This is a genomic window from Proteiniphilum sp. UBA5463 (assembly GCF_002427225.1).
Taxonomy (GTDB): Bacteria; Bacteroidota; Bacteroidia; order Bacteroidales; family Dysgonomonadaceae; genus Proteiniphilum; species Proteiniphilum propionicum.
This window is the reverse complement of record NZ_DIQL01000005.1, coordinates 7,095-29,040: the sequence shown is the minus strand read 5'-3', so window position 1 is coordinate 29,040 and position 21,946 is coordinate 7,095. Positions and strand designations below refer to the sequence as shown.

Annotated in this window: 22 protein-coding genes; 19 read left to right on the top strand and 3 right to left on the bottom strand. The window is 43.4% G+C overall.

The genetic code is table 11. The features are described 5' to 3' along the window. Positions 1-1,035, top strand: a complete 1,035-nt coding sequence (locus tag B3B27_RS01320) for a 2-oxoacid:ferredoxin oxidoreductase subunit beta (RefSeq protein ID WP_238841597.1) — start codon at positions 1-3, stop codon at positions 1,033-1,035. 231 nt (positions 1,036-1,266) lie between these two features. On the opposite strand, the gene B3B27_RS01315 is transcribed toward B3B27_RS01320, so the two are convergent. Further along, positions 1,267-2,454: a proline dehydrogenase family protein gene (locus B3B27_RS01315; protein WP_238841596.1), complete on the bottom strand. Its 1,188-nt coding sequence runs from the start codon at positions 2,452-2,454 to the stop codon at positions 1,267-1,269. A gap of 171 nt (positions 2,455-2,625) precedes the next feature. Here B3B27_RS01315 and pruA point away from each other — a divergent pair, with 171 nt between their 5' ends. From pruA to B3B27_RS01255, 12 genes are all read left to right on the top strand, one after another. Next, entirely contained in the window at positions 2,626-4,257 is a 1,632-nt protein-coding gene (gene pruA, locus B3B27_RS01310; protein WP_286846681.1) for an L-glutamate gamma-semialdehyde dehydrogenase, read from the top strand. A gap of 161 nt (positions 4,258-4,418) precedes the next feature. Further along, entirely contained in the window at positions 4,419-5,105 is a 687-nt protein-coding gene (locus tag B3B27_RS01305) for an SMUG2 DNA glycosylase family protein (RefSeq protein WP_238841594.1), read from the top strand. A gap of 511 nt (positions 5,106-5,616) precedes the next feature. Next, positions 5,617-6,327 carry a (d)CMP kinase gene (gene cmk / locus B3B27_RS01300; protein WP_286846075.1) on the top strand — a complete coding sequence of 237 codons (711 nt, stop codon included), beginning with the start codon at positions 5,617-5,619 and terminating at the stop codon, positions 6,325-6,327. Next, positions 6,308-7,201 carry a 4-hydroxy-3-methylbut-2-enyl diphosphate reductase gene (locus B3B27_RS01295; protein WP_238841592.1) on the top strand — a complete coding sequence of 298 codons (894 nt, stop codon included), beginning with the start codon at positions 6,308-6,310 and terminating at the stop codon, positions 7,199-7,201. Before cmk ends, B3B27_RS01295 begins: the two co-directional genes overlap by 20 nt. A gap of 108 nt (positions 7,202-7,309) precedes the next feature. Continuing rightward, on the top strand, positions 7,310-8,293 hold the full coding sequence (gene pfkA, locus B3B27_RS01290) for a 6-phosphofructokinase (protein WP_238841591.1): 984 nt from the start codon (positions 7,310-7,312) through the stop codon (positions 8,291-8,293). A gap of 107 nt (positions 8,294-8,400) precedes the next feature. After that, complete coding sequence (gene mce, locus B3B27_RS01285) at positions 8,401-8,808, top strand: methylmalonyl-CoA epimerase (RefSeq protein WP_238841590.1); 408 nt, start codon at positions 8,401-8,403, stop codon at positions 8,806-8,808. A 437-nt stretch (positions 8,809-9,245) separates the two neighbouring features. Then, positions 9,246-10,808, top strand: a complete 1,563-nt coding sequence (locus tag B3B27_RS01280; RefSeq protein ID WP_238841589.1) for an acyl-CoA carboxylase subunit beta — start codon at positions 9,246-9,248, stop codon at positions 10,806-10,808. Between the two features lie 12 nt (positions 10,809-10,820). Then, positions 10,821-11,726, top strand: coding sequence for an OadG family transporter subunit (locus tag B3B27_RS01275; protein ID WP_238841588.1), 906 nt, complete (start codon positions 10,821-10,823; stop codon positions 11,724-11,726). Positions 11,727-11,844: 118 nt separating this feature from the next. Continuing rightward, positions 11,845-12,291: an acetyl-CoA carboxylase biotin carboxyl carrier protein gene (locus B3B27_RS01270; protein WP_238841587.1), complete on the top strand. Its 447-nt coding sequence runs from the start codon at positions 11,845-11,847 to the stop codon at positions 12,289-12,291. A gap of 15 nt (positions 12,292-12,306) precedes the next feature. Beyond that, positions 12,307-13,464 carry a sodium ion-translocating decarboxylase subunit beta gene (locus B3B27_RS01265; RefSeq protein WP_286846678.1) on the top strand — a complete coding sequence of 386 codons (1,158 nt, stop codon included), beginning with the start codon at positions 12,307-12,309 and terminating at the stop codon, positions 13,462-13,464. Positions 13,465-13,485: 21 nt separating this feature from the next. After that, positions 13,486-14,643, top strand: coding sequence for a sodium ion-translocating decarboxylase subunit beta (locus tag B3B27_RS01260; protein WP_238841585.1), 1,158 nt, complete (start codon positions 13,486-13,488; stop codon positions 14,641-14,643). Between the two features lie 12 nt (positions 14,644-14,655). Beyond that, complete coding sequence (locus B3B27_RS01255; protein ID WP_286846073.1) at positions 14,656-14,823, top strand: hypothetical protein; 168 nt, start codon at positions 14,656-14,658, stop codon at positions 14,821-14,823. Here the strand turns inward: B3B27_RS01255 and B3B27_RS01250 are convergent. Continuing rightward, the gene (locus B3B27_RS01250) at positions 14,820-15,713 is read right to left on the bottom strand and encodes an NAD kinase (RefSeq protein WP_238841583.1); all 894 of its coding nucleotides are present in this window, start codon (positions 15,711-15,713) and stop codon (positions 14,820-14,822) included. The genes B3B27_RS01255 and B3B27_RS01250 overlap by 4 nt on opposite strands. A gap of 30 nt (positions 15,714-15,743) precedes the next feature. Beyond that, positions 15,744-16,121, bottom strand: coding sequence for a hypothetical protein (locus B3B27_RS01245; RefSeq protein ID WP_286846677.1), 378 nt, complete (start codon positions 16,119-16,121; stop codon positions 15,744-15,746). Between the two features lie 156 nt (positions 16,122-16,277). On the opposite strand from B3B27_RS01245, the gene B3B27_RS01240 reads away from it, so the two are divergent. The 6 genes from B3B27_RS01240 to rpsA form a co-directional block, all read left to right on the top strand. After that, on the top strand, positions 16,278-17,009 hold the full coding sequence (locus B3B27_RS01240) for a pyridoxine 5'-phosphate synthase (protein ID WP_286833123.1): 732 nt from the start codon (positions 16,278-16,280) through the stop codon (positions 17,007-17,009). A 67-nt stretch (positions 17,010-17,076) separates the two neighbouring features. Further along, positions 17,077-17,790 (top strand): MotA/TolQ/ExbB proton channel family protein, encoded by a 714-nt coding sequence (locus tag B3B27_RS01235; protein ID WP_286846675.1) that lies wholly within the window; start codon positions 17,077-17,079, stop codon positions 17,788-17,790. Between the two features lie 164 nt (positions 17,791-17,954). After that, positions 17,955-18,362 (top strand): ExbD/TolR family protein, encoded by a 408-nt coding sequence (locus B3B27_RS01230; RefSeq protein WP_238841579.1) that lies wholly within the window; start codon positions 17,955-17,957, stop codon positions 18,360-18,362. Between the two features lie 46 nt (positions 18,363-18,408). Further along, on the top strand, positions 18,409-19,197 hold the full coding sequence (locus B3B27_RS01225; protein ID WP_238841578.1) for an energy transducer TonB family protein: 789 nt from the start codon (positions 18,409-18,411) through the stop codon (positions 19,195-19,197). Between the two features lie 13 nt (positions 19,198-19,210). After that, on the top strand, positions 19,211-19,756 hold the full coding sequence (locus B3B27_RS01220) for a DJ-1 family glyoxalase III (RefSeq protein ID WP_286846672.1): 546 nt from the start codon (positions 19,211-19,213) through the stop codon (positions 19,754-19,756). A gap of 340 nt (positions 19,757-20,096) precedes the next feature. Beyond that, on the top strand, positions 20,097-21,946 hold a 1,850-nt coding region (gene rpsA, locus B3B27_RS01215), incomplete at its 3' end, for a 30S ribosomal protein S1 (RefSeq protein WP_286846670.1).

Genomic DNA, 21,946 nt, shown 5'->3' with positions numbered 1-21,946 from the left:
ATGGAAGCTACGGAAATAAAATATCAGAAACATCTTCCAAAAGACTATAAAAGTGAAAACGCCGTACGATGGTGTCCAGGTTGTGGTGACTATGCCATCCTGAATTGCCTTCACAAAGCAATGGCAGAGTTGAATATTGAACCGCACGAGACAGCTGTCATCTCAGGTATAGGATGCTCTTCGCGCCTGCCCTATTATATGAACACATACGGATTCCACAGTATCCACGGCCGGGCAACTGCCATAGCCACGGGAGTAAAGGTGGCAAACCCAAAACTGAGTGTGTGGGTTGCCACAGGCGATGGAGACTCACTTGCTATCGGAGGTAACCATTTCATACATGCTGTTCGCCGCAATGTGGACATCAATATCCTACTGTTCAACAATAAAATTTACGGACTTACCAAGGGGCAGTACTCACCCACATCGGACAGGGGATTCGTCTCAAAATCGTCACCTTACGGAACAGTGGAGGATCCTTTCCGCCCGGCAGAACTAACTTTTGGTGCAAGAGGAACATTCTTTGCCAGAGCGTTAGACGTGGATATGAAGAACCAGGTAGATGCTATGGTAGATGCCGCCCGCCACAAAGGTACATCGGTAATTGAAATACTACAGAACTGTGTTATCTTTAACAACGGCATACACAATAAAATTAGCGACCGTAGCTGGAAAGCCGATAATACGGTTTTACTGAAACATGGTGAAAAGATGATCTTCGGCAAGGATGAGAACAGGGGAATAGTATTGGATGGCTGGGACCTTAAGGCAGTGACTATTGGCGAAGATGGATACACAATTGATGATGTGCTGGTGCACGATTCAACAACTGTGGATAATTCCTTGCATATGAAGTTGGCACTTATGGACACTGCAAACGGGCTGCCTGTTGCGCTGGGAGTAATACGCAATGTGGACGAGCCTTCATACGAAAATGATTACGAAAAACAGATAGCAGAGGTGCAGAAGAAAATGCCGAAAAAAACTTTCACAGAGTTTCTTCTCAATACTCCCAATGTGTGGGAGGTAAAATAGACAAGGTTGAATAAAAACTTGTTTCAATGAATTTTTTGAGGGTGGTATCGAAATATGATATCACCCTCAATTTAACTGCAGCAGTATCTAATCGGGATAAACGAATGAATCAGCAGGGGATAATCATTTTGCCAAAGGTTTGACTTAATTGCATCTCTTTCGGCAAGCCTGATGCCAAACATGTTGCCGAGCCTCGCTGAAACCCAGGATCGGCCTTGGCGAAAACCCCACTTACTTCTTCTTTCTTCTTCTTACTTCTCTCTGAATGAGCTTCAGTTCGCGGCTCGACTGTCCTTTAACCGAAGAATTCTCCTCAGCACGGCGAAACAGATAGGGCATCATGGTTTTAACCTCTCCGTAAGGTACATATTTCACAACATTGTACCCCTGTTCGGCAAGATTAAATGTTATATGGTCACTCATACCATACAATTGTGAAAAATAGATTCCCTGATGATTTCTTGGCAACTTGTATTCATCAATCAACCGCGCCAGCAGAAGCGAGCTCTCTTCATTGTGGGTTGCAACCATAAAATCGATTGTATCAAGATGATCCATAAAGTAACGGATGATGGCATCAAAGTCGTGATCTGTTGCCGGCTTATCGGGCTGAATAGGCGATGGGTAACCCTTCACCAAAGCTCTCTCCCTCTCTTTTTCCATATATGCCCCACGTACAATTTTAAGTCCGAACTTAAAACCCTTTTCCAGAGCTTGACGGTGGTGCTGTTTAATTCGCTCCATACTATCGTGGCGGTACATCTGATAGGTATTCTGAACAATGGCTTTATCTTTGTTATATTTCACCATCATCTTCATTACAATATCATCAAGCACGGGTTGTATCCACGTCTCTTCGGCATCGATAAGAATGGGGACTCCCAGTTCGCAACCACGTCTGAAAATTGAATCCACCCTCTCTTCTACACGTCTGAATTCATCTCTCTCTTCATCTGTTATGGAATGATTCTCACTGACCTTCGCTAGTAAATCGAAGCGAGCTATCCCGGTAATCTTGAAAGCACTAAACGGCACATTACTGTTCTTGTGCGCAATCTCAACTGTACGGATGATTTCATCACAGGTGGCATCAAACAGATCTTCACGCTCCTCTCCTTCAACAGCGAAATCCAGAATAGTACCCACATTCCGGGATGCGAGTTTCTCAATGGTCTTCACGCAATCATCGATTGATGTTCCTCCAACAAAATGTTTGTAAATAGTTTTGCGAAGAATACCTTCTACAGGGAAATGAATAGCAAATGCAAAATTCACAAGATATTTGCCGGTTTTTACCAGTGTGCGGTTGTTCATAACTTTAAACAGCAGGCATGACTGCCTCAGGCTGTTGTTGGATTGGCCACGAAAAGCGATCTCTGAATTTTCGAAATTGGTAAAAGTAATGTTTTCTGAATACATGCGTTTTTATAAAAGTATTAAGGTGTTACAAATATATAAAAAAAATGAATCAGATGTAGTATGATTGAAAATTTTCATCATAAAACTACTCCTCAAAGTGCCATAATATAACTTTTTTTGGTATGTTTGTACTATCCCAATAAAGTAATAACCTAACTAAACTAATTATTTATGCCTAAAGGAGTCTATCAATTACCGGAAGTAAAAAATGAACCTGTGAGGAGCTATGCCCCGGGAACGCCAGAAAGAATTATACTTAAACAGAAATTGGTCGAACTCAACAAGGGGGGACTCGACCTTCCCATGATCATCGGCGGAAAAGAGGTCCGCACCGGCAAGCTGAAAGATATTCGCCCTCCGCACAACCACCGGCACCTGCTGGGGCACTACCACCAGGGCGACAAGAAACATGTACAGATAGCTATCGATGAGGCATTGAAAGCCAAGCCGGCGTGGGAAGCAATGCAGTGGGAGAGCCGCGCAGCTATTTTCCTGAAGGCCGCCGAATTGATCGCAGGTCCATATCGTGCCGAGTTCAATGCCGTCACCATGATCGGGCAATCTAAGAACGCGTTTCAATCTGAGATAGATGCTGTTTGTGAACTGGTAGACTTCTACCGTTTTAACGTGAAAAACATGTATGAGATATACTCCATGCAGCCCAGTTCTTCACCGGGTATATGGAACCGGATGGTATGGCGGCCACTGGAAGGGTTTATTTTCGCACTTACCCCTTTCAATTTCACCTCCATTGCAGGCAACCTGCCTGGTGCTCCCGCACTGATGGGCAACACTGTAGTCTGGAAACCATCAAAGACAGCTGTCTTCTCTGCACATCTAATTATGAAGGTCTTGCAGGAAGCAGGATTACCCGGTGGTGTAATAAACCTGGTATATGCAGACGGAAGAGATGCAGCAGATGTGATATTTAACCATCGCGACTTTGCCGGATTGCACTTTACAGGATCTACTGCTGTATTCAACAGTATGTGGAAAACCATTGCAGGGAATATGGATAAATACAGATCCTACCCGCGCATAGTGGGTGAAACAGGCGGAAAGGACTATGTTTTTGCCGACGAGACCGCCGATGCCATACAGGTCGCTACGGCCCTTACCCGTGGTGCATTCGAGTACCAGGGACAGAAATGTTCTGCCGCATCTCGCGCATATATTCCCACTACATTATGGGAAGATGTTAAGAAATACATCTGCAGCAATCTTGCCGGAATGAAAACCGGAGTGGTGGAAGATTTCAGTAATTTTGTGAATGCGGTAATTGATGAAGAGTCGTTCGATAAGCTTGCGAAAGTTATCGATGATGCCAAATCTTCTCCAGATGCCGAGATAATATGCGGTGGCAGCTATGACAAATCGAAAGGTTATTTCATCTGTCCGACTGTGATTCTGGCTAAAAACCCCGACTATATCACGATGAGAGAGGAGCTTTTCGGCCCCATACTTTCAGTATATCTGTATGATCCGGCAGACCTTGATAAGACTTTAGATATTCTTGATACAACTACAGACTATGCTCTTACGGGTGCAATATTCTCTGCAGACAGGGCCAATATTGAAAAGATGACTACCCGCCTGACTCACACAGCCGGAAATTTCTATATCAACGATAAGCCAACCGGTGCCGTGGTTGATCAGCAACCGTTCGGTGGCGGCCGTGGATCGGGCACCAACGACAAAGCCGGGTCGGTTTTCAACCTCCTGCGATGGGTTTCCCCACAATGCATCAAAGAGACATTTGTACCGGCAAAGGAATATATGTATCCCAACTTTCTTGAAGAGTAATTGACGAAAACTTATTAAGCAGCATATCCTTACTGTTGGCAAAGACAGATATTCCAATATCAGGACGGGATGCCGAAGAATATCACGAAAATAAAAAATTTGAGGATACTAATAGCCACTTATCTATTACAACATGCTGTTTAGAAAAGTATTGTTACAACATGACAGAAAACCTAGCCGATAAAATTATTACTTTCAACAGGGAGTTACACTATTCCGATGGTTTGCCCGAGGAGTTTCAGGTATTGAACCCTTTTCTAGAAAATACCGAAACATTACCGGTCATGGAGAGATTCTATCGCAAATATTATAACGACATGAACTCCAGAAAATTTATTGTCGGTATCAATCCAAGCCGCCACGGTGCAGGTGTGACAGGAGTTCCGTTCACTGATACGAAGCGACTGGAGAGTGTTTGCGGGATAACGATGCATTCAGCCCACACTCATGAGGTCTCTTCAGTGTTTTTTTACGATATGATTGATGCATACGGCGGTGCAGTTGATTTCTACAGTCATTACTATATCAACTCGCCATTTCCGTTGGCAATTATCCGCAAAACCAAAGACGGCAGGTGGATAAACGCCAACTACTATGATGATGAAAATCTTTTCAAGATGGTAAAAAATTTTATGGTCACATCTATGAGAAAGCATATCAACATGGGGCTGGACACCTCCGAAGTATATATTCTGGGGAAGAAAAACGGCAACTTCATTGAAAGGTTAAACAGAGAGGAGAAACTTTTTGACAGGATAACCGTCCTTGATCATCCGCGCTATATCCAGCAATACAAGTCGAAAGAGAAACAATTATACATTGATAAATATCTGCAGGTATTGAGATAACCGTATTAAAACTGCATCAGCTGTACAGTAAGCCCGTTGATACAACTTACAGGGTTGTTGATCAAGCTTTTTGTACAAGCTTGTACTCGTATTGGATAAGGTGATATTGCAAAAAAAGGATTGTTGATCAAGCTTTCTGTACAGGCCTGGGCAGGTATCCAGACTTTAATGCCAATTAAGTGGTTTTAAAAATGCAAAATAATCACAATGGGAACAACAGGGGTATTCATCTTTTTATGCCAATTATGTGGCTATGCAGGTAGATGTTAAATATTTTTCTCGAAAAAACATTCTACCTTTGCTGATTGTTTAGTCTGTCCGGAAAGATTGCAGTTGCAGGTTGTAGCGAAGAACAATAAAAGAAGACTGCCGGTTGCAACGGTCCGGTGTTTTTTAAGGGGCTAATCATAATTAATTGATTATCAAAATTTAACAGGATTTTAAAGTGAACGGCATAATTGCCTGATTATTTAGATATTAAGTGAATATTTGCCGGACTATCAGATTAAATATGCATGCAAAAAAGATAAATATTGCCGTTGACGGTTACTCGTCATGCGGCAAGAGTACGATTGCTAAAGGGTTGGCCAAAGAGCTGGGTTACACATATATCGACAGCGGCGCCATGTATCGCGCTGTTGCCCTGTATGCTATCCGCAACGGATGGATTACAGAGACGGGGATAAACGAGGAAGCCTTGCTTGAACATATATCAGGGATAAAAATATCTTTCAAACCCAATGATCAGGGAACACAGGATACTTTCCTGAACGGAGAGAACGTGGAGCAGGAGATTCGAACGCTGGAAGCGGCCAACGGCGCAAGCCGTGTGAGTACAATCGGTTTTGTGAGGAAGGAGCTGGTCCGGCAGCAAAAGGAGCTGGGATACAAAAAAGGAGTAGTGATGGATGGACGTGATATAGGAACGGTCGTTTTCCCCGATGCAGAACTCAAAATATTTCTCACCGCATCGCCGGAAGTACGTGCTAAGCGACGCTATGATGAGATGAAAGCCAGGGGTGACCAGCCTCTGTTTGAAGATGTGCTGGCAAATGTGAAAGAGCGCGACCAGCGTGACACCACACGTGCCGAGAGCCCGTTACGCAAAGCCAGTGATGCCCTGGAACTGGATAACTCCCACATCGGCATTGAGGAGCAGTTGCAATGGGCTCTGGATATGTTTAACAAAATCACAACAGAAAATGAACAGAATAGAAATTGACAGCCATTCAGGATGTTGCTTTGGTGTGGCCAAGGCTATCAGCAGAGCAGAAGAGGAATTGCAAAAAGGAGGTACCCTCTATTGCCTGGGAGATATTGTTCATAACAATATTGAGGTGGAACGCCTGGAAAAAATGGGATTGATTACAATCAACCACGAGCAGTTTAAACAGCTGAAAAATGTTCGTGTGCTACTTCGTGCTCATGGAGAGCCACCCAGCACCTATGAGATTGCAAAGCAGAACAATATAGAGATCATTGATGCATCGTGCCCGGTTGTACTTGGGTTACAGAAAAGAATAAATAAGAAATTCACCAGGCGCAGTAACAACAATGCGCAGATAGTGATCTATGGCAAGAGAGGGCATGCCGAGGTTAATGGCCTACTGGGGCAGACAGACGATTCCGCCATAGTTATAGAGAGCAAGGATGAGATTGACAAACTAGATTTTTCGCGCGATATCAGCCTGTTTTCCCAAACGACAAAACCGCTCGACGGATATCGGGAGGTGGGGGAAATTATCAAATCACGTATGCTGAATGGAGCCACCTTTGAGTTCTATGATACAATATGCCGACAGGTATCGAACCGTGTCCCCAACATACAGGAATTTGCACAAACCCACGATCTGATTTTTTTCATTGCCGGAGAGAAAAGTTCAAACGGCAAAGTTTTATTCGCTGAGTGCAAAAAGAAAAACCCAAACTCCTACCTTATCCATTCACCAGATGAAATAGACCCGGCGTTACTAAAAGACAATATGAGCATAGGCATTTGCGGTGCCACCTCAACGCCAATGTGGCAAATGAAAACCGTCGCTGAAAACATTAAGAAACTAAAACCCCGGATGTACATTGAAAAAGCTGCTTTTTAAGCAGCTTTTTTTTGTTGCATCGTTAAAAAAATCTATCTTTGCGATTCATTGTTTTAAAGGGAATCTTAGTAAATAACCAACAAAGATTCAAAGACTAACATTTCAATTATGGACTCAAATATAAAAAGCGTGGGCGTCCTCACTTCTGGTGGAGATGCGCCGGGTATGAATGCAGCAATTCGCGCGGTGACGCGTGCAGGTATTTTCAACGACATGAAAGTTTACGGAATCTACAGGGGATACAAAGGACTGATCTCCGATGAAATAGTTGAATTCAAGACCAATAGCGTAAGTAACATTATTCAGCAAGGCGGAACAATGCTGAAAACAGCCCGGTCTCAGGAGTTTTTGACAGTTGAAGGACGTAAGGTTGCTTATGAAAACATGCAGAAACATGGGATTGATGCGTTGGTAGTGATTGGTGGCGATGGTTCGCTTACTGGCGCCGGGGTTTTTGCCAATGAATACAATATCCCTATTGTAGGACTTCCCGGGACAATTGATAACGACCTCAACGGTACGGATACGACAATAGGATACGATACAGCACTTAACACCATTATGCAGTCGATGGACAAGATCAGGGATACAGCCACTTCTCATGAACGACTGTTTTTTGTGGAGGTTATGGGAAGAAACTGCGGTTTTCTGGCACTTAACAGTGCTATAGCATCGGGTGCCGAAGCGGCTATCATTCCCGAAATTAGTATTGAGAAAGACCAGCTTGGAGAGCTTATTGAGCAAGGCTTCCGTAAATCGAAGAGCAGTAGTATGGTACTTGTTACCGAGAGCGAAGTTACTGGTGGAGCCATCAGACTGGCAGAAAGAGTAAAAAAAGAATATCCACAATACGATGTACGTGTTTCCATTCTCGGGCATCTGCAGCGAGGCGGATCACCCTCCGCACAGGATCGAATCCTGGCCAGTCGCATGGGTATTGCAGCTATACAGGCTTTAATAGAGAATCAAAGGAACGTGATGATGGGAATACGTGAAAACGAAATTGTATATGTTCCGTTTAAACGAGCCATAAAAAAAGAGAGGGAGATAAATGAAGAGATGCTGGAGGTGTTACGTATCTCCTCCATGTGATGATAATTCATCATATTGATATCAAAAAAAGAAATATTCTTTTTTTTTATTTTTAGGATTGAAAGAGGTACTTTTGCAGTTAAACTAAAAAATTATACTCGTATTATATGGAAATTACACACATTGAACACATTGGAATAGCAGTAAAGAATATTGAAGAGCATCTCCCTTATTACGAAGACGTTTTGGGATTAAAATGCTACAATATCGAAACAGTTGAAGATCAAAAAGTTAGAACAGCATTTTTCAAAGTGGGACAGACCAAGATTGAGCTGCTGGAGCCAACCGATGAAGAGAGCACCATTGCTAAATTCATAGAGAAGAGGGGTGAAGGGGTTCATCATATCGCCTATGCAACAAAAAATGTAAATGAAGCACTGAAAGAGTTGGAGAATAAAGGGGTACGGCTCATAGACCGGCAGGCACGCGGAGGTGCTGAAGGACTAAGCATTGCTTTCCTACATCCCAAGTCAACAGGCAGCGTTCTGACCGAACTTTGTGAGCATCCTGAATAATTAACCGTAAGGTGAAGTTAAACAATTCACAAACGGGATTACACTGCCAACTTTACTATCGAAACCTTTCAAATTCAAATAAAAGCCTGAACCGAAAACCCTGAATATCAAAAATTATTATTTATAATACATTGGATATCAACATTTGTTTCGGTTCACTTGCAATGGAAAAGATTTCCCGGGGGGGCAAGGATATAAAGCTGAATAGCAAGAGGCAAGCTTGTCAGAAATATTTACGGCATGCAATGAGCAGAAGTCAAGTTCTCCAGGATTATAATGTTTCGTGAACTTACAATAAACCGTGCCGGCAAAGTATCAGCAAGCCTCTCCTTTACCGTGGCGGGCAAATCAAATACAGATCAGGATTCAAAAAAAATAAGTTTACTTGAATATTACATAGCGACTGAACAGAACAATTAATTTAATGAACATTTTATATGAGCAACCAACTCGAAAAAGTAAAGGAGCTTATCCAACTGCGTGAGAAAGCTCGATTAGGAGGTGGCGAAAAGAGAATTGAATCGCAACACCTTAAAGGAAAATACACGGCACGTGAAAGAATCGCAATGCTCCTTGATGAGGGCAGCTTCGAAGAGTTCGATATGTTCGTGGAACATCGTTCACACAACTTCGGAATGGAAAAAAACAAGTTCCTGGGTGACGGAGTGGTAACCGGTTACGGGTCCATCGACGGGCGACTCGTTTATGTATTTGCACAGGATTTCACAGTTTCCGGCGGATCATTGTCGGAGATGCATGCACAAAAGATCTGCAAGGTGATGGACCAAGCAATGAAGATGGGGGCACCTCTAATCGGTATCAACGACTCGGGCGGTGCTCGTATTCAGGAAGGTATTAATGCTCTGGCTGGCTATTCCGAAATATTCCAGCGCAACATATTGGCATCGGGAGTGATACCGCAGATATCCGGAATTTTCGGTCCCTGTGCAGGCGGAGCAGTCTATTCTCCCGCGTTGACCGATTTTATTATCATGACACAGGGAACATCATATATGTTTCTTACCGGCCCTAAAGTGGTAAAGACTGTAACCGGAGAAGATGTTACACAGGAGGAGCTTGGAGGTGCATCAGTGCATTCCGCAAAGTCTGGCGTATCGCAGTTCCAGGTACAAACGGAAGAAGACGGAATGAAGCTTATTCGCAAGCTTTTAAGCTTTATTCCTCAAAACAATCTGGAAGAGGCGCCCCTCCTCCAAAACGACGACCCTATTGACCGGCTTGAAGACGGGCTGAACGATATTATACCTGACAGCCCAAATAAACCATACGATATGTATGAGGTAATTGGCGCCATCATCGACAATGGTGAGTTCCTTGAGGTACACGCCGATTATGCCAAAAACATTATTGTAGGTTTTGCTCGATTCAACGGAATATCGGTTGGCATTGTTGCCAATCAGCCCAAGTACCTTGCGGGTGTGCTCGATATTAACGCTTCACGCAAGGCAGCCCGTTTTGTTCGTTTCTGCGATGCTTTCAATATACCACTTGTAACCCTTGTGGATGTTCCCGGCTTCCTTCCAGGAACAGGACAGGAATACGGCGGCGTAATAACACACGGTGCCAAACTGTTGTATGCCTACGGAGAAGCTACCGTGCCCAAAGTGACCGTAACACTACGTAAATCATACGGTGGCGCACATATAGTGATGAGCTGCAAACAACTCCGTGGCGACATCAATTACGCATGGCCTACCGCTGAAATTGCAGTGATGGGTGCCGATGGTGCTGTGGAAGTGCTCTACAGTAAAGAGATTGCAGCCGAAAAAGATCCGGAAAAATTGGCAACTATACTGGCAGAAAAGAAAAAAGAGTATAACGACCTCTTTACCAATCCATATGTGGCAGCACGATATGGATATATCGACGATGTGATAGAACCGCGCAACACCCGTTTCCGGGTAATCCGTGCTCTTCAGCAGCTGCAGACAAAGAAATTGCAGAATCCGCCTAAGAAGCACGACAACCTGCCACTTTAAATAAAGATTAATATGAGAAATACAATAAGATTTTCGGCTCTTTTCATCGCAATTGTATTATTCACGGGATGTGCCAAACAAAAGAAAAATCCTGACTGGGTAATCAACGAGGTGATGGTGGTGAACGAGACCAATTACATGGATAATTTTGGACAAAGGAACGGATGGATCGAGATATACAACAATACGGCAAAGACGCAAAATCTGGGTGGACGATATCTCACAAACGACCGCAATAATCCGAAAAAATATCCTATCCCAAGGGGAGATATAAGAACAAGCATTTCTCCACATCAACATGGACTTTTCTGGGCAGACAATGAACCTTTCAACGGAACCTTCCATTTGAATTTCACACTCGACCCCACGGAAGAGAACTACATCGCGCTGTATGATAACGATGGAAAAACGTTGCTTGACGAGATTGTTATTCCCGCAGGAATGCTTGCCGATCAGACTTACGGATACGTACAGGACGGAGTTAAATATGATGAAAAGGGTAACATTGCTGCTACACATTTAAATAGGGTAACGCCTAACAGCAACAATGCCATTCTGGAAGAAAACCCAAAGGTTGCTAACCTTAAGGAAAACGACACATGGGGAATTATGATTACAATAACCTCAATGCTTGTTGTGTTTTCCGGACTGGTTGCGCTTTACTTTTTCTTTAAATTTTCAGGGAATCTAGCCAAAAGAGTATCTGAAAAGAATGTGGCAAAAAGTGGCACTCTCTCCGCTGCCAGAAGTCAGTCTCATATGTCGGGCGAAGTACTGGCTGCAATTTCTGCTGCTATTTACGATTTGAAAGAGAATCAGCACGATATAGAGTCTACAATTCTAACTATAGACCGGGTGAAACGGAACTACTCACCATGGAATGCTAAAAGGCAATCGCTGAGAGAATTACCTAGATAATACAAAACCAGTAATAATAAATCAAGACTTGCAGGCTTAAGATGTAAAACAGCAAAAGCAGAATAAAGGATATTGATAAGTCGATAGTCAAGAAGAAATTAAAAACATTGTACGTCGTATGAAAGAATTTAAATATAAAATTAACGGCACACCTTACAGAGTTGTGGTAACAAAATCAGATAGCGACTCTGTGGAACTTGAAGTAAACGGCACACCATACACCGTTGAAATGGTCCCTTCCAAAATGAAATCGCTCTCTGGCATTAAGCGCCCCAGCACTGCAGCGGCCCCTGCCCCCACTCCACAATCTACAACCACTCCTCTGGTAACTAGGCCTTCTGCCCCCGTTGGAAAAAATACACTCCAATCACCTCTGCCGGGAATTATTTTGGATATACGTTGCAAAGTGGGAGATAGCGTGAAAAAAGGACAAACTCTGATGATACTTGAAGCGATGAAGATGGAGAACAACATCTTGGCAAACAGTAATGGAAAAGTGACTGAAATTCTTGTCCAGAAAGGGGATTCGGTTTTAGAGGGAGCTGAACTTGTAATAATAGAATAAAAGAGGCGGCAAAAGATGAATACATTACTATCATTAACAGACAATTTACAAGCATTCTGGAATTATACGGGTTTTGCAAATGCAGAGAGGGTACATATAATAATGCTCCTTGTAGGTCTGTTTTTTATCTACCTGGCAGTAAAAAAGGAGTATGAACCACTGCTGCTGATCCCAATAGGATTTGGCATCCTAATCGGAAATATTCCTTTCAACGAAGCAGCAAACCTGCAAGTGGGTATATATGAAGAGGGTTCAGTATTTAATATTCTCTACCAGGGTGTGGTAAAAGGCTGGTATCCGCCCCTTATCTTCCTGGGTATTGGAGCTATGACAGACTTCTCGTCATTAATATCAAACCCGAAACTAATTCTAATCGGAGCTGCCTGCCAGTTCGGGATCTTCGGTGCATATATAATCGCTTTAAAATGGGGATTTGCACCCAACGAAGCAGCTTCTATTGGCATCATAGGCGGTGCTGACGGGCCTACGGCAATCTTTACAACATCAAAGCTTGCCCCGCACCTCCTGGGAGCAGTTGCTATTTCGGCCTACTCATATATGGCTCTGGTCCCGGTTATCCAGCCTCCTTTCATGAAGATGCTGACAACAAAGAAAGAACGGCTGATAAAGATGAAAACTCCTCGAGTGGTCTCACAAACAGAAAAGATAATGTTTCCTATCATGGGCCTGCTGTTGACAACTTTCCTGGTTCCCTCGGGTTTACCTTTGCTGGGTATGCTTTTTTTCGGTAACCTGCTGAAAGAGTCGGGGGTAACCCGCCGTCTGGCCGAAACAGCCCGTGGGCCTGTGATAGACACGGTGACCATTCTGCTGGGACTGACTGTAGGTGCTTCCACACAGGCTACCACGTTCCTGCGCCTTGAGTCATTGAAGGTGTTTGCTATCGGTGCACTTTCATTTATTATTGCCACCTGTGCAGGAATCATATTCGTTAAAATCCTGAATCTCTTCTTGTCGAAAGAGAAGAAGATCAATCCACTTATCGGAAATTCCGGAGTATCGGCCGTGCCCGATTCTGCAAGGATTTCTCAAGTTATCGGATTGCAATACGATCAAAGCAACTATCTGCTGATGCATGCAATGGGGCCGAATGTGGCAGGTGTGATTGGTTCAGCGGTAGCTGCAGGTATCTTGCTTGGTTTCTTGTATTAATAAAGTTTAATTGAAAAATTTATGGGTTTAGAACAACTGTTACCTGCTATTGCGGGCATGACCTGGCAGCATTTGGTGATGATAGCTATTGGCCTTATCCTTATCTGGCTTGCCATTGTTAAGAACTATGAACCGACGCTACTGCTTCCGATGGGATTTGGCGCCATACTGGTGAATATCCCCCTGTCATCGGCAATCTCTCAGATTGACCCTGCCACGGGTCAAGCTGTTGAGGGCGTTCTAAACGTCTTCTTCGATGCAGGTATTGCCACGGAGATTTTTCCGTTGCTCATTTTTATTGCTATCGGGGCTATGATCGATTTCTCACCGTTGTTCCGGAACCCTTCACTGCTGCTGTTCGGTGCGGCAGCTCAGTTTGGCATTTTCCTCACGATGCTGCTTGCCTCCCTGCTGGGATACGACATCAAGGAGGCAGCATCCATCGGGATTATTGGGGCGGCCGACGGCCCTACTTCCATAGTAGTGGCATCACGATTTGCCCCAAACCTGCTGGGGCCAATCTCTGTAGCTGCTTACTCATATATGGCGCTTGTGCCTATAATTCAGCCGCCTGTTATACGGATGCTTACTTCACGTAACGAACGGCTAATCAGAATGTCGACCGCTAGCCATAGCAATAAGAAGATATCCAAAAAAGCGCTGATAGCTTTCCCTATTGTAATAACCATAACGGCAGGCATTATTGCTCCTTCGTCGCTGGCACTAATAGGATTCCTGATGTTTGGCAATCTGATTCGCGAGTGCGGCGTACTGAACAAACTATCACTTTCTGCTCAGAACGAATTGTCGAGTCTAGTCACCCTGTTGCTTGGTATAACCATTGCCAGTACAATGACGGCTGAACGGTTTGTCAGGACAGATACTCTAATTATTATTGCACTTGGACTATTCGCGTTTGTCTTCGATACCTTCGGGGGTGTAATCTTCGCTAAGTTTCTTAACCTGTTCCGTAAGGAAGGCAACAAGATAAATCCCATGATAGGTGCATGCGGTATTTCTGCATTTCCCATGTCGGCCCGTGTAATTCACCAGATGGGGCAAAAAGAAGACCCCTACAATTATCTGCTAATGCCGGCAATCAGCGCTAATGTGGGAGGGCAGATAGGTTCGGTTGTGGCTGGAGGTATTATATTGACTCTTGTTCCATTGCTTGCTTAAAAAAGAAATATTATGACGCCAACAGTAAAAACAGCACTGCTTATTGCCTTAATAGGTATTGTGGGGATTTTTATCTTTATGTCTCTCTTTTACCTGCTCATCCTGGCGCTCGATAAGTATCTGCCTTACCAGGAGGAAAAACCTGAGGAAGAGGTTACTGAAGATTCAAATGATGATTAATACTGCTTTCTAACATCCGCTCCCCACATCAATTTGTCGCGCAGGGTTTCATAGAAGGTATGTCCTATTCTTTTTACCACGCGAAGAGTGTAGTCACCCTTTCTTACCTGCAACGCGATGTTCTCGTCCAGCACCCTTGACTGCCCGTCCACCGACACAAGAAACATATGACTGCGGCTTTCTACTTTTAGAGAGATAATGCTGCTGTCGTCCACAACCAGTGAACGAGATGTAAGATTGTGGGGGGCTATAGCAGATAGAATTATGCTTGGCGTTGTGGGCGATAAAATTGAGCCGCCAATACTCAATGAATAGGCAGTAGATCCAGTAGGAGTGGATATCACAAGGCCATCGGCCTGGTACGAAGTCAGGTAATCGTTATTGATATATGCATGAATAGAGAGCATGGATGCGGTGTCTTGTTTCAGAATAGCAACCTCGTTAAGCGCGTGGGTGTTAAAAAATTCAGGTGGAAATGTTTCATCAGTAGTCAACTTCAAAAGTGTGCGTTCTTCCACCCTGTATGTACCATTCATCACCTCCTGTAAAGTCTCCTCTACATCTGCATAGTTTATGGCTGCCAGAAAACCGAGACGGCCGGTGTTAATACCCAATACCGGAATTCCTGAATTGCCAACAGTAGCGGCAGTTCGCAAAAACGTGCCATCGCCGCCAACACTTACAACAATATCTACTTGAGGCAGTTTTTCAGCCAGTTCACATATTGGCTCAATTTTCTGACGAATATTTCCTGGTAGTGATTGAAAAAAATTTCCTGGCAGATACAACTCACCTCCATGCCTTTTAATAGCATCACAAACCCCGTATATCTGCTCTTCCGCCTTCGCGGTTCTATCGGGGAACATACTTCCAAATAAAGCAAACCTCATCTGTCTCAATCCAATTTCGTTACTCAGTATTTACATCTCAAGATAATACAATAACTCAGCCAGCCGCTGTTTTTGGGTATCGGTCACCTCGCCTTCACGCATGAAATAGTAAACCACATTGTAGTTGAATCGTTCGAAGCTTCTTAACAGGATTGTAACATCGTCCACATCAAGCTTTAACGATACTAACAGGACTGCACCGCCGGAGACCGGCATTACATATAGTGCCATCACATGCGCATTATTGCTCTCCACAATCCTGGCTATCTCGGTGAGAGTATAATCTTTCAGCGGAATCTCCAGAATGATAAGCGAATTTTCCGTTTCAGAAAGTTCGGTGAACTGCTCGGGAGTAGGGGGAGAAGTGAACTGTTCAAGCTGTTTTTTGATAAATTCTTTGACTGACATTGCGCAAAACGGTTATTTCGTATTACTTTTGTATCTGATTTACAAAGATGGTGATTTTTTGTCTAAATAAACTCCATTGTTTAGTTTTTATTATTTCTTTATCTAATTTAGGCAAGACCTCACCACTTTATAACAAATTGTTTGTAATATAATTTTATGACAAAACTTAGTGTAAATGTAAATAAAATAGCCACTCTAAGGAATGCCCGCGGAGGAAATATTCCTGACGTGGTACAAGTGGCTATAGACTGTCAGCTTTTTGGTGCGGATGGAATTACCGTTCATCCCCGCCCCGATCAACGTCATATCCGTTACTCCGATGTATTTGATCTGCAGGCTAAAGTAACCACAGAGTTCAATATTGAGGGAAACCCCACACCTGAATTTATCTCCCTCATCAGAAAAATCAGGCCCACACAGGTAACCCTTGTTCCTGATGCCCATGATGCCATCACTTCCGACTCCGGATGGGACACTATTACGCATAAGGCATTTCTGACCGATATTATAGCTGAGTTTCAATCAATAGGTGTACGTACCTCAATATTCGTAGACGCAAACCCAGAAATGGTTCGTATGGCATCGCAAATAGGAACTGACCGTATAGAACTGTACACAGGCCCTTACGCCGAAAAGTATCATGCTGACAGGGAAAAGGCCGTAGCGCCCTTTGTTGAAGCTGCCACGCTGGCAAAGAACCTGGGCCTTGGAGTGAACGCAGGGCACGATCTTAATTTGAATAATCTCCAATATCTATACATAAACATTCCATGGTTAAAAGAAGTATCTATAGGACATTCACTTATCAGTGATGCTCTCTACCTGGGATTAAAAGAAACAATAAAAGCGTATAAAAATTGTTTAAAAGAACCTCAGAGTGATGTTTGAATTTCCAAAATAACTACCTTTATCAAAATAAACTAACAGGAAAACTATCATTTAGAATATTATTGGCATGATTCTTTTGCAAATACCCTCTCCTGCAGATACTGCAGATACATTGTTCAACAACCTACAACCGGCAATAACAGCTGAAACAGAAGCGATAACAATGAACGCGTTCGATTTAACAATGAAGGGCGGATGGTTGATGATTGTATTGTTTATACTGCTATTGATGACAATTTACGTGCTTATTGAAAGGACACTGGTCATAAATAAGGCTAGTAAAGAGGATAACTCTTTTATGAACCGCATTAAAGATTATATTCACGACGGGAAAATAGATGCTGCTATTACTCTTTGCCGCAATACAGACACACCTTCGGCCCGTATGGTAGAGAAAGGTATCACAAGGTTGGGGAGGCCTACTGCAGATGTGATGACCACCATAGAAAACCAGGGAAACATAGAAATATCGAAACTGGAAAAAGGGCTTCCCGTACTGGCTACTTCCGCTTCGGGTGCGCCTATGATAGGTTTTCTTGGGACAGTTACCGGTATGGTAAAAGCCTTTATGAGTATGGCAAGTGCAGGCGCCAACGTTGATGTGACTATCCTCTCAACAGGTATTTATGAAGCTCTGGTGACAACGGTGGGAGGTTTGATAGTCGGCATTATTGCACTGTTTGCTTACAACTACCTGGCAACACGTATAAAAGGGATAGTGAACAGGCTTGAAATGAGAATTATGGAGTTTATGGATATCTTAAACGAACCGGTTATTTAGCAGTATCAGGAGGCTGAATTTACCATCTGATGAATTACAGACTGGCTAATTAATACTGACTTACGGCCACTGATTTCTGATCTTTTGCTTCAGGATTACGGTAACTGACTTCTGATGACAAAACTCTGATTTTTTTGATTACAGACTTCAAAAAACACAAAAAAATGGCATTAAAACAGCGTTTTAAAATAGAATCTAACTTCAGTCTGGCATCTATGACAGATGTGATATTTCTGCTCCTTATTTTTTTCATGATCACATCTACCATTGTAGTGCCAAACGCTATACAGGTATTATTGCCAAGATCGCAGCAACAGGCTCAGGCAAAACCCATAACAAGGGTTACCATAGACAAGGATATGAATTACTATGTAGCCAATGCAAATGAAAAGGAGCGACAAGTGCCTTTCGAAGCGATCACGCCTTTTCTGCAATCGGTTTACACGGCCGATCCAAATATTTTTGTGGCTCTTTATGCCGATGAGAGTGTTCCCTATCGTGAGATTGTAAGAATTCTTGATATCGCCAATCGTAACCAGTTTAAAATGGTGCTGATGACCAGGCCAAATTAAACCTTTCAGGCTCTATTGGCTCAAATCATATCACAACATAATAATAATGATGCAGTTTACAAAAGAAAAAACAGCAGGGATAGCAGGAGCAATAATCTTTGCCATATTGCTTCTGTTAATCCTTTTGTATTCATACTTCACACTTGCATCACCACCAGATGAACTGGAAGGGATACCCGTGATGTTCGGTACTGCAGAGAATGCTTTTGGTTCTGTAGAACCACTAATGTCCGAAGTGGTACCAACACCAGTACAAACTCCTGTTGTCCCTGAATATTCTCCCAGGGAGCAGCTTATAACACAAACGACTGAGCCCACTATAGATGTGGAGGCCAAACGCGAAGAAGAACGTCGCCAGGCACAACTGGCAGAAGAACGCAGAGTCCGTGAAGAAGCTGAGCGCAGGCAACGTGAAGAGGAGGCCAGGAAAAGAGAGATCAATCAACAGATCTCAGGCCTTTTTGGAGAGGGCTCCGGAAGTCGCGGAAACACTGAAGGCAGCGGCACACAAGGTGTCTCTACCGGGAATGCTTCACAGGGATCACCCACCGGTACCGGGGGAATAGGTTCTTATAATCTGGGTGGGCGCAGCCTGGGAAGCGGGGGACTCGCACAACCTCGATATAATGTGAACGATTATGGCACGGTGGTTGTTAATATAATTGTGGACCCTTCCGGTAATGTGATTGATGCTGTGATTGGGCGCGGTACCACAGCCGATAACGCCACACTCCGAAACGAAGCTTTACGCGCTGCAAAAAGTACCAAATTCAACGCGATTAATTCTGCCAACAACCAGAAGGGAACTATAACATATCAATTTAAACTAAAGTAAAAAAACTGATAGTATGAAGAAAGTAGCCCTGTTTTTAGCTAACGGATTTGAAGAAATTGAAGCGCTTGCTACCGCTGATATTTTGCGAAGAGCATGGATACCGGTTGAGACAGTCTCCATTTCGGATGATAGAGAAGTAACCGGAGCACACAAAATTACTGTTACCGCCGACATAACATTCAGTAAATCGGACTTTTCAGATGTGCAGATGTTGTTGCTGCCCGGTGGAATGCCCGGGGCAAAACATCTAAACGAACACGATGGTTTAAAAAAACTGCTGGTTGAATTCAATTCGCAGGGAAAACCTATTGCAGCCATATGCGCCGCTCCAATGGTTTTGGGTGGGCTGGGTTTGCTTAATGGCAAACGCGCTACCTGTTATCCGGGTTTTGAAACTGAGTTAAAGGGTGCGCATGTTACAGGTGAGAAGGTAGTGACAGACGGGAACATAACTACAGCCAAGGGGCCGGGACTCGTTTTCGATTTCGCTTTGAGCCTGGTGGAACAGATTGCCGGAAAAGGCACACGTCAGGATGTTCAGAAAGGATTGCTTCTATAATATCCTCAAAAACAACATCGCAGGCACTACTCAAATTCCGAGACAATAAAAAACAGCCTGCCTCAATAAGACCAAGAGAATATTTCTCTTTATTCACTAAAAAAATTATGGTGCAAAGAGTTGGTTATTAATAAAAAACCAATTACCTTTGCACCACTTTTTTTGAACTTCTCGTTAAGCTGAATCATCTGAAGCCTCTATATGGCAAGCAAAACCCCAAAGAACTTGTCCGGGTTTTGATTGGGTGCGAATGCTGAAATAAAAGTCTGAAATAAATAGTATAAATTTATTGAACAATATAATGTCTCACTTTTTAATTTAAAATTATTATTCACAACAAATGACTGAAAACCTAAAAAATGTGGCCCCCATAGAAGAATTCGACTGGGATGCCTATGCCGAAGGAGATCCTTATAGTAAGGAGAACAGGGAAAAACTTACCGAAAGCTACGATAGTACACTGAGTAAAATCAGTGACAAAGAGGTGGTAACAGGTATTGTAACCTCCATGAACAAACGCGAAGTGGTTGTAAACATCGGCTATAAATCCGATGGCGTTGTATCAATGAATGAATTCCGCTACAACCCCGAACTGAAAATTGGCGACGAAGTAGAAGTGTACATCGAAAGCCAGGAAGATAAAAAAGGACAATTGCTCCTTTCTCACAAAAAAGCACGTGCATCACGCTCTTGGGACCGTGTAAATGCTGCGCTCGAAAATAATGAGATCATCAAGGGATACATCAAATGCCGCACTAAAGGTGGTATGATTGTGGATGTATTCGGTATTGAAGCATTCCTCCCGGGATCACAGATAGACGTGAAGCCTATCCGCGATTACGATATGTTTGTAGATAAAACCATGGAATTCAAGGTTGTGAAAATCAACCCTGAATACAAGAACGTGGTGGTTTCACACAAAGCCCTCATCGAAGAAGAGCTGGAACAGCAGAAGAAAGAGATTATTTCCAAGCTCGAAAAAGGACAGGTACTTGAAGGTGTGGTTAAAAACATCACCTCCTACGGTGTGTTTGTCGACCTTGGCGGTGTTGACGGCCTTGTTCACATCACTGACCTCTCTTGGGGACGTATTCAACACCCAGAGGAGGTGGTTAAACTGGACGACAAGATAAACGTGGTAATTCTCGATTTCGATAATGAGAAAAAACGTATAGCCCTTGGCCTAAAACAGTTGACTCCACATCCATGGGATGCCTTGAGCGAATCGTTGAAAGTAGGCGATATAGTCAAAGGTAAAGTTGTTGTTATGGCCGATTACGGTGCATTCGTAGAAATAGCTCCCGGCGTGGAAGGATTGATTCACGTATCGGAAATGAGCTGGACACAACACCTTCACAGTGCACAAGACTTTATGACTGTAGGAGAAGAGGTGGAAGCCGTTATTCTCACACTCGACCGCGACGAGCGTAAAATGTCGCTTGGTGTGAAACAGCTCAAACCCGATCCATGGGAGAGCATCGAGGTGAAATATCCCGTTGGAAGTACTCACACTGCTACTGTACGCAACTTCACCAACTTCGGTGCATTTGTTGAAATAGAAGAGGGTGTGGAAGGATTAATTCACATATCCGACCTCTCATGGACCAAGAAGATCAAGCATCCAAGTGAAGTTACAGAGATAGGAGCTCCCATTGAGGTTCAGGTGCTTGATATAGACAAGGAAAACCGCCGTTTGAGCCTCGGGCACAAGCAGCTTGAAGAAAATCCATGGGATGTATTTGAAACTATCTTCACAGTCGGTTCTATACACGAAGGGACAATTATTGAATTGCTGGATAAAGGTGCGGTTATCTCTCTACCGTACGGTGTTGAAGGGTTTGCAACTCCCAAACATCTGGTAAAGGAGGACAATTCTCAGGCACAGGTAGAAGAGAAGCTTGAATTCAAAGTTATTGAATTCAACAAGGATGCTAAACGCATTATTGTCTCTCACAGCCGTATTCACGAAGATATCGCAGGAGACGACTCCAGGAAAAGAGGCAAACGTGGTGGCAAAAAAGATGGAGGAAGTGATGTTACAGCTTCTATACCTGTAATGGAAAAAACCACGTTAGGTGATATCGAAGAGCTGGCTGCCTTGAAAGAGAAGCTGGATAATCAGAAACTTGAAGCTCTCAACAAGAAAGCAAAAAAAGAGGCTGAAGCTAAAGCCAAAGCTGAAGCTAAAGC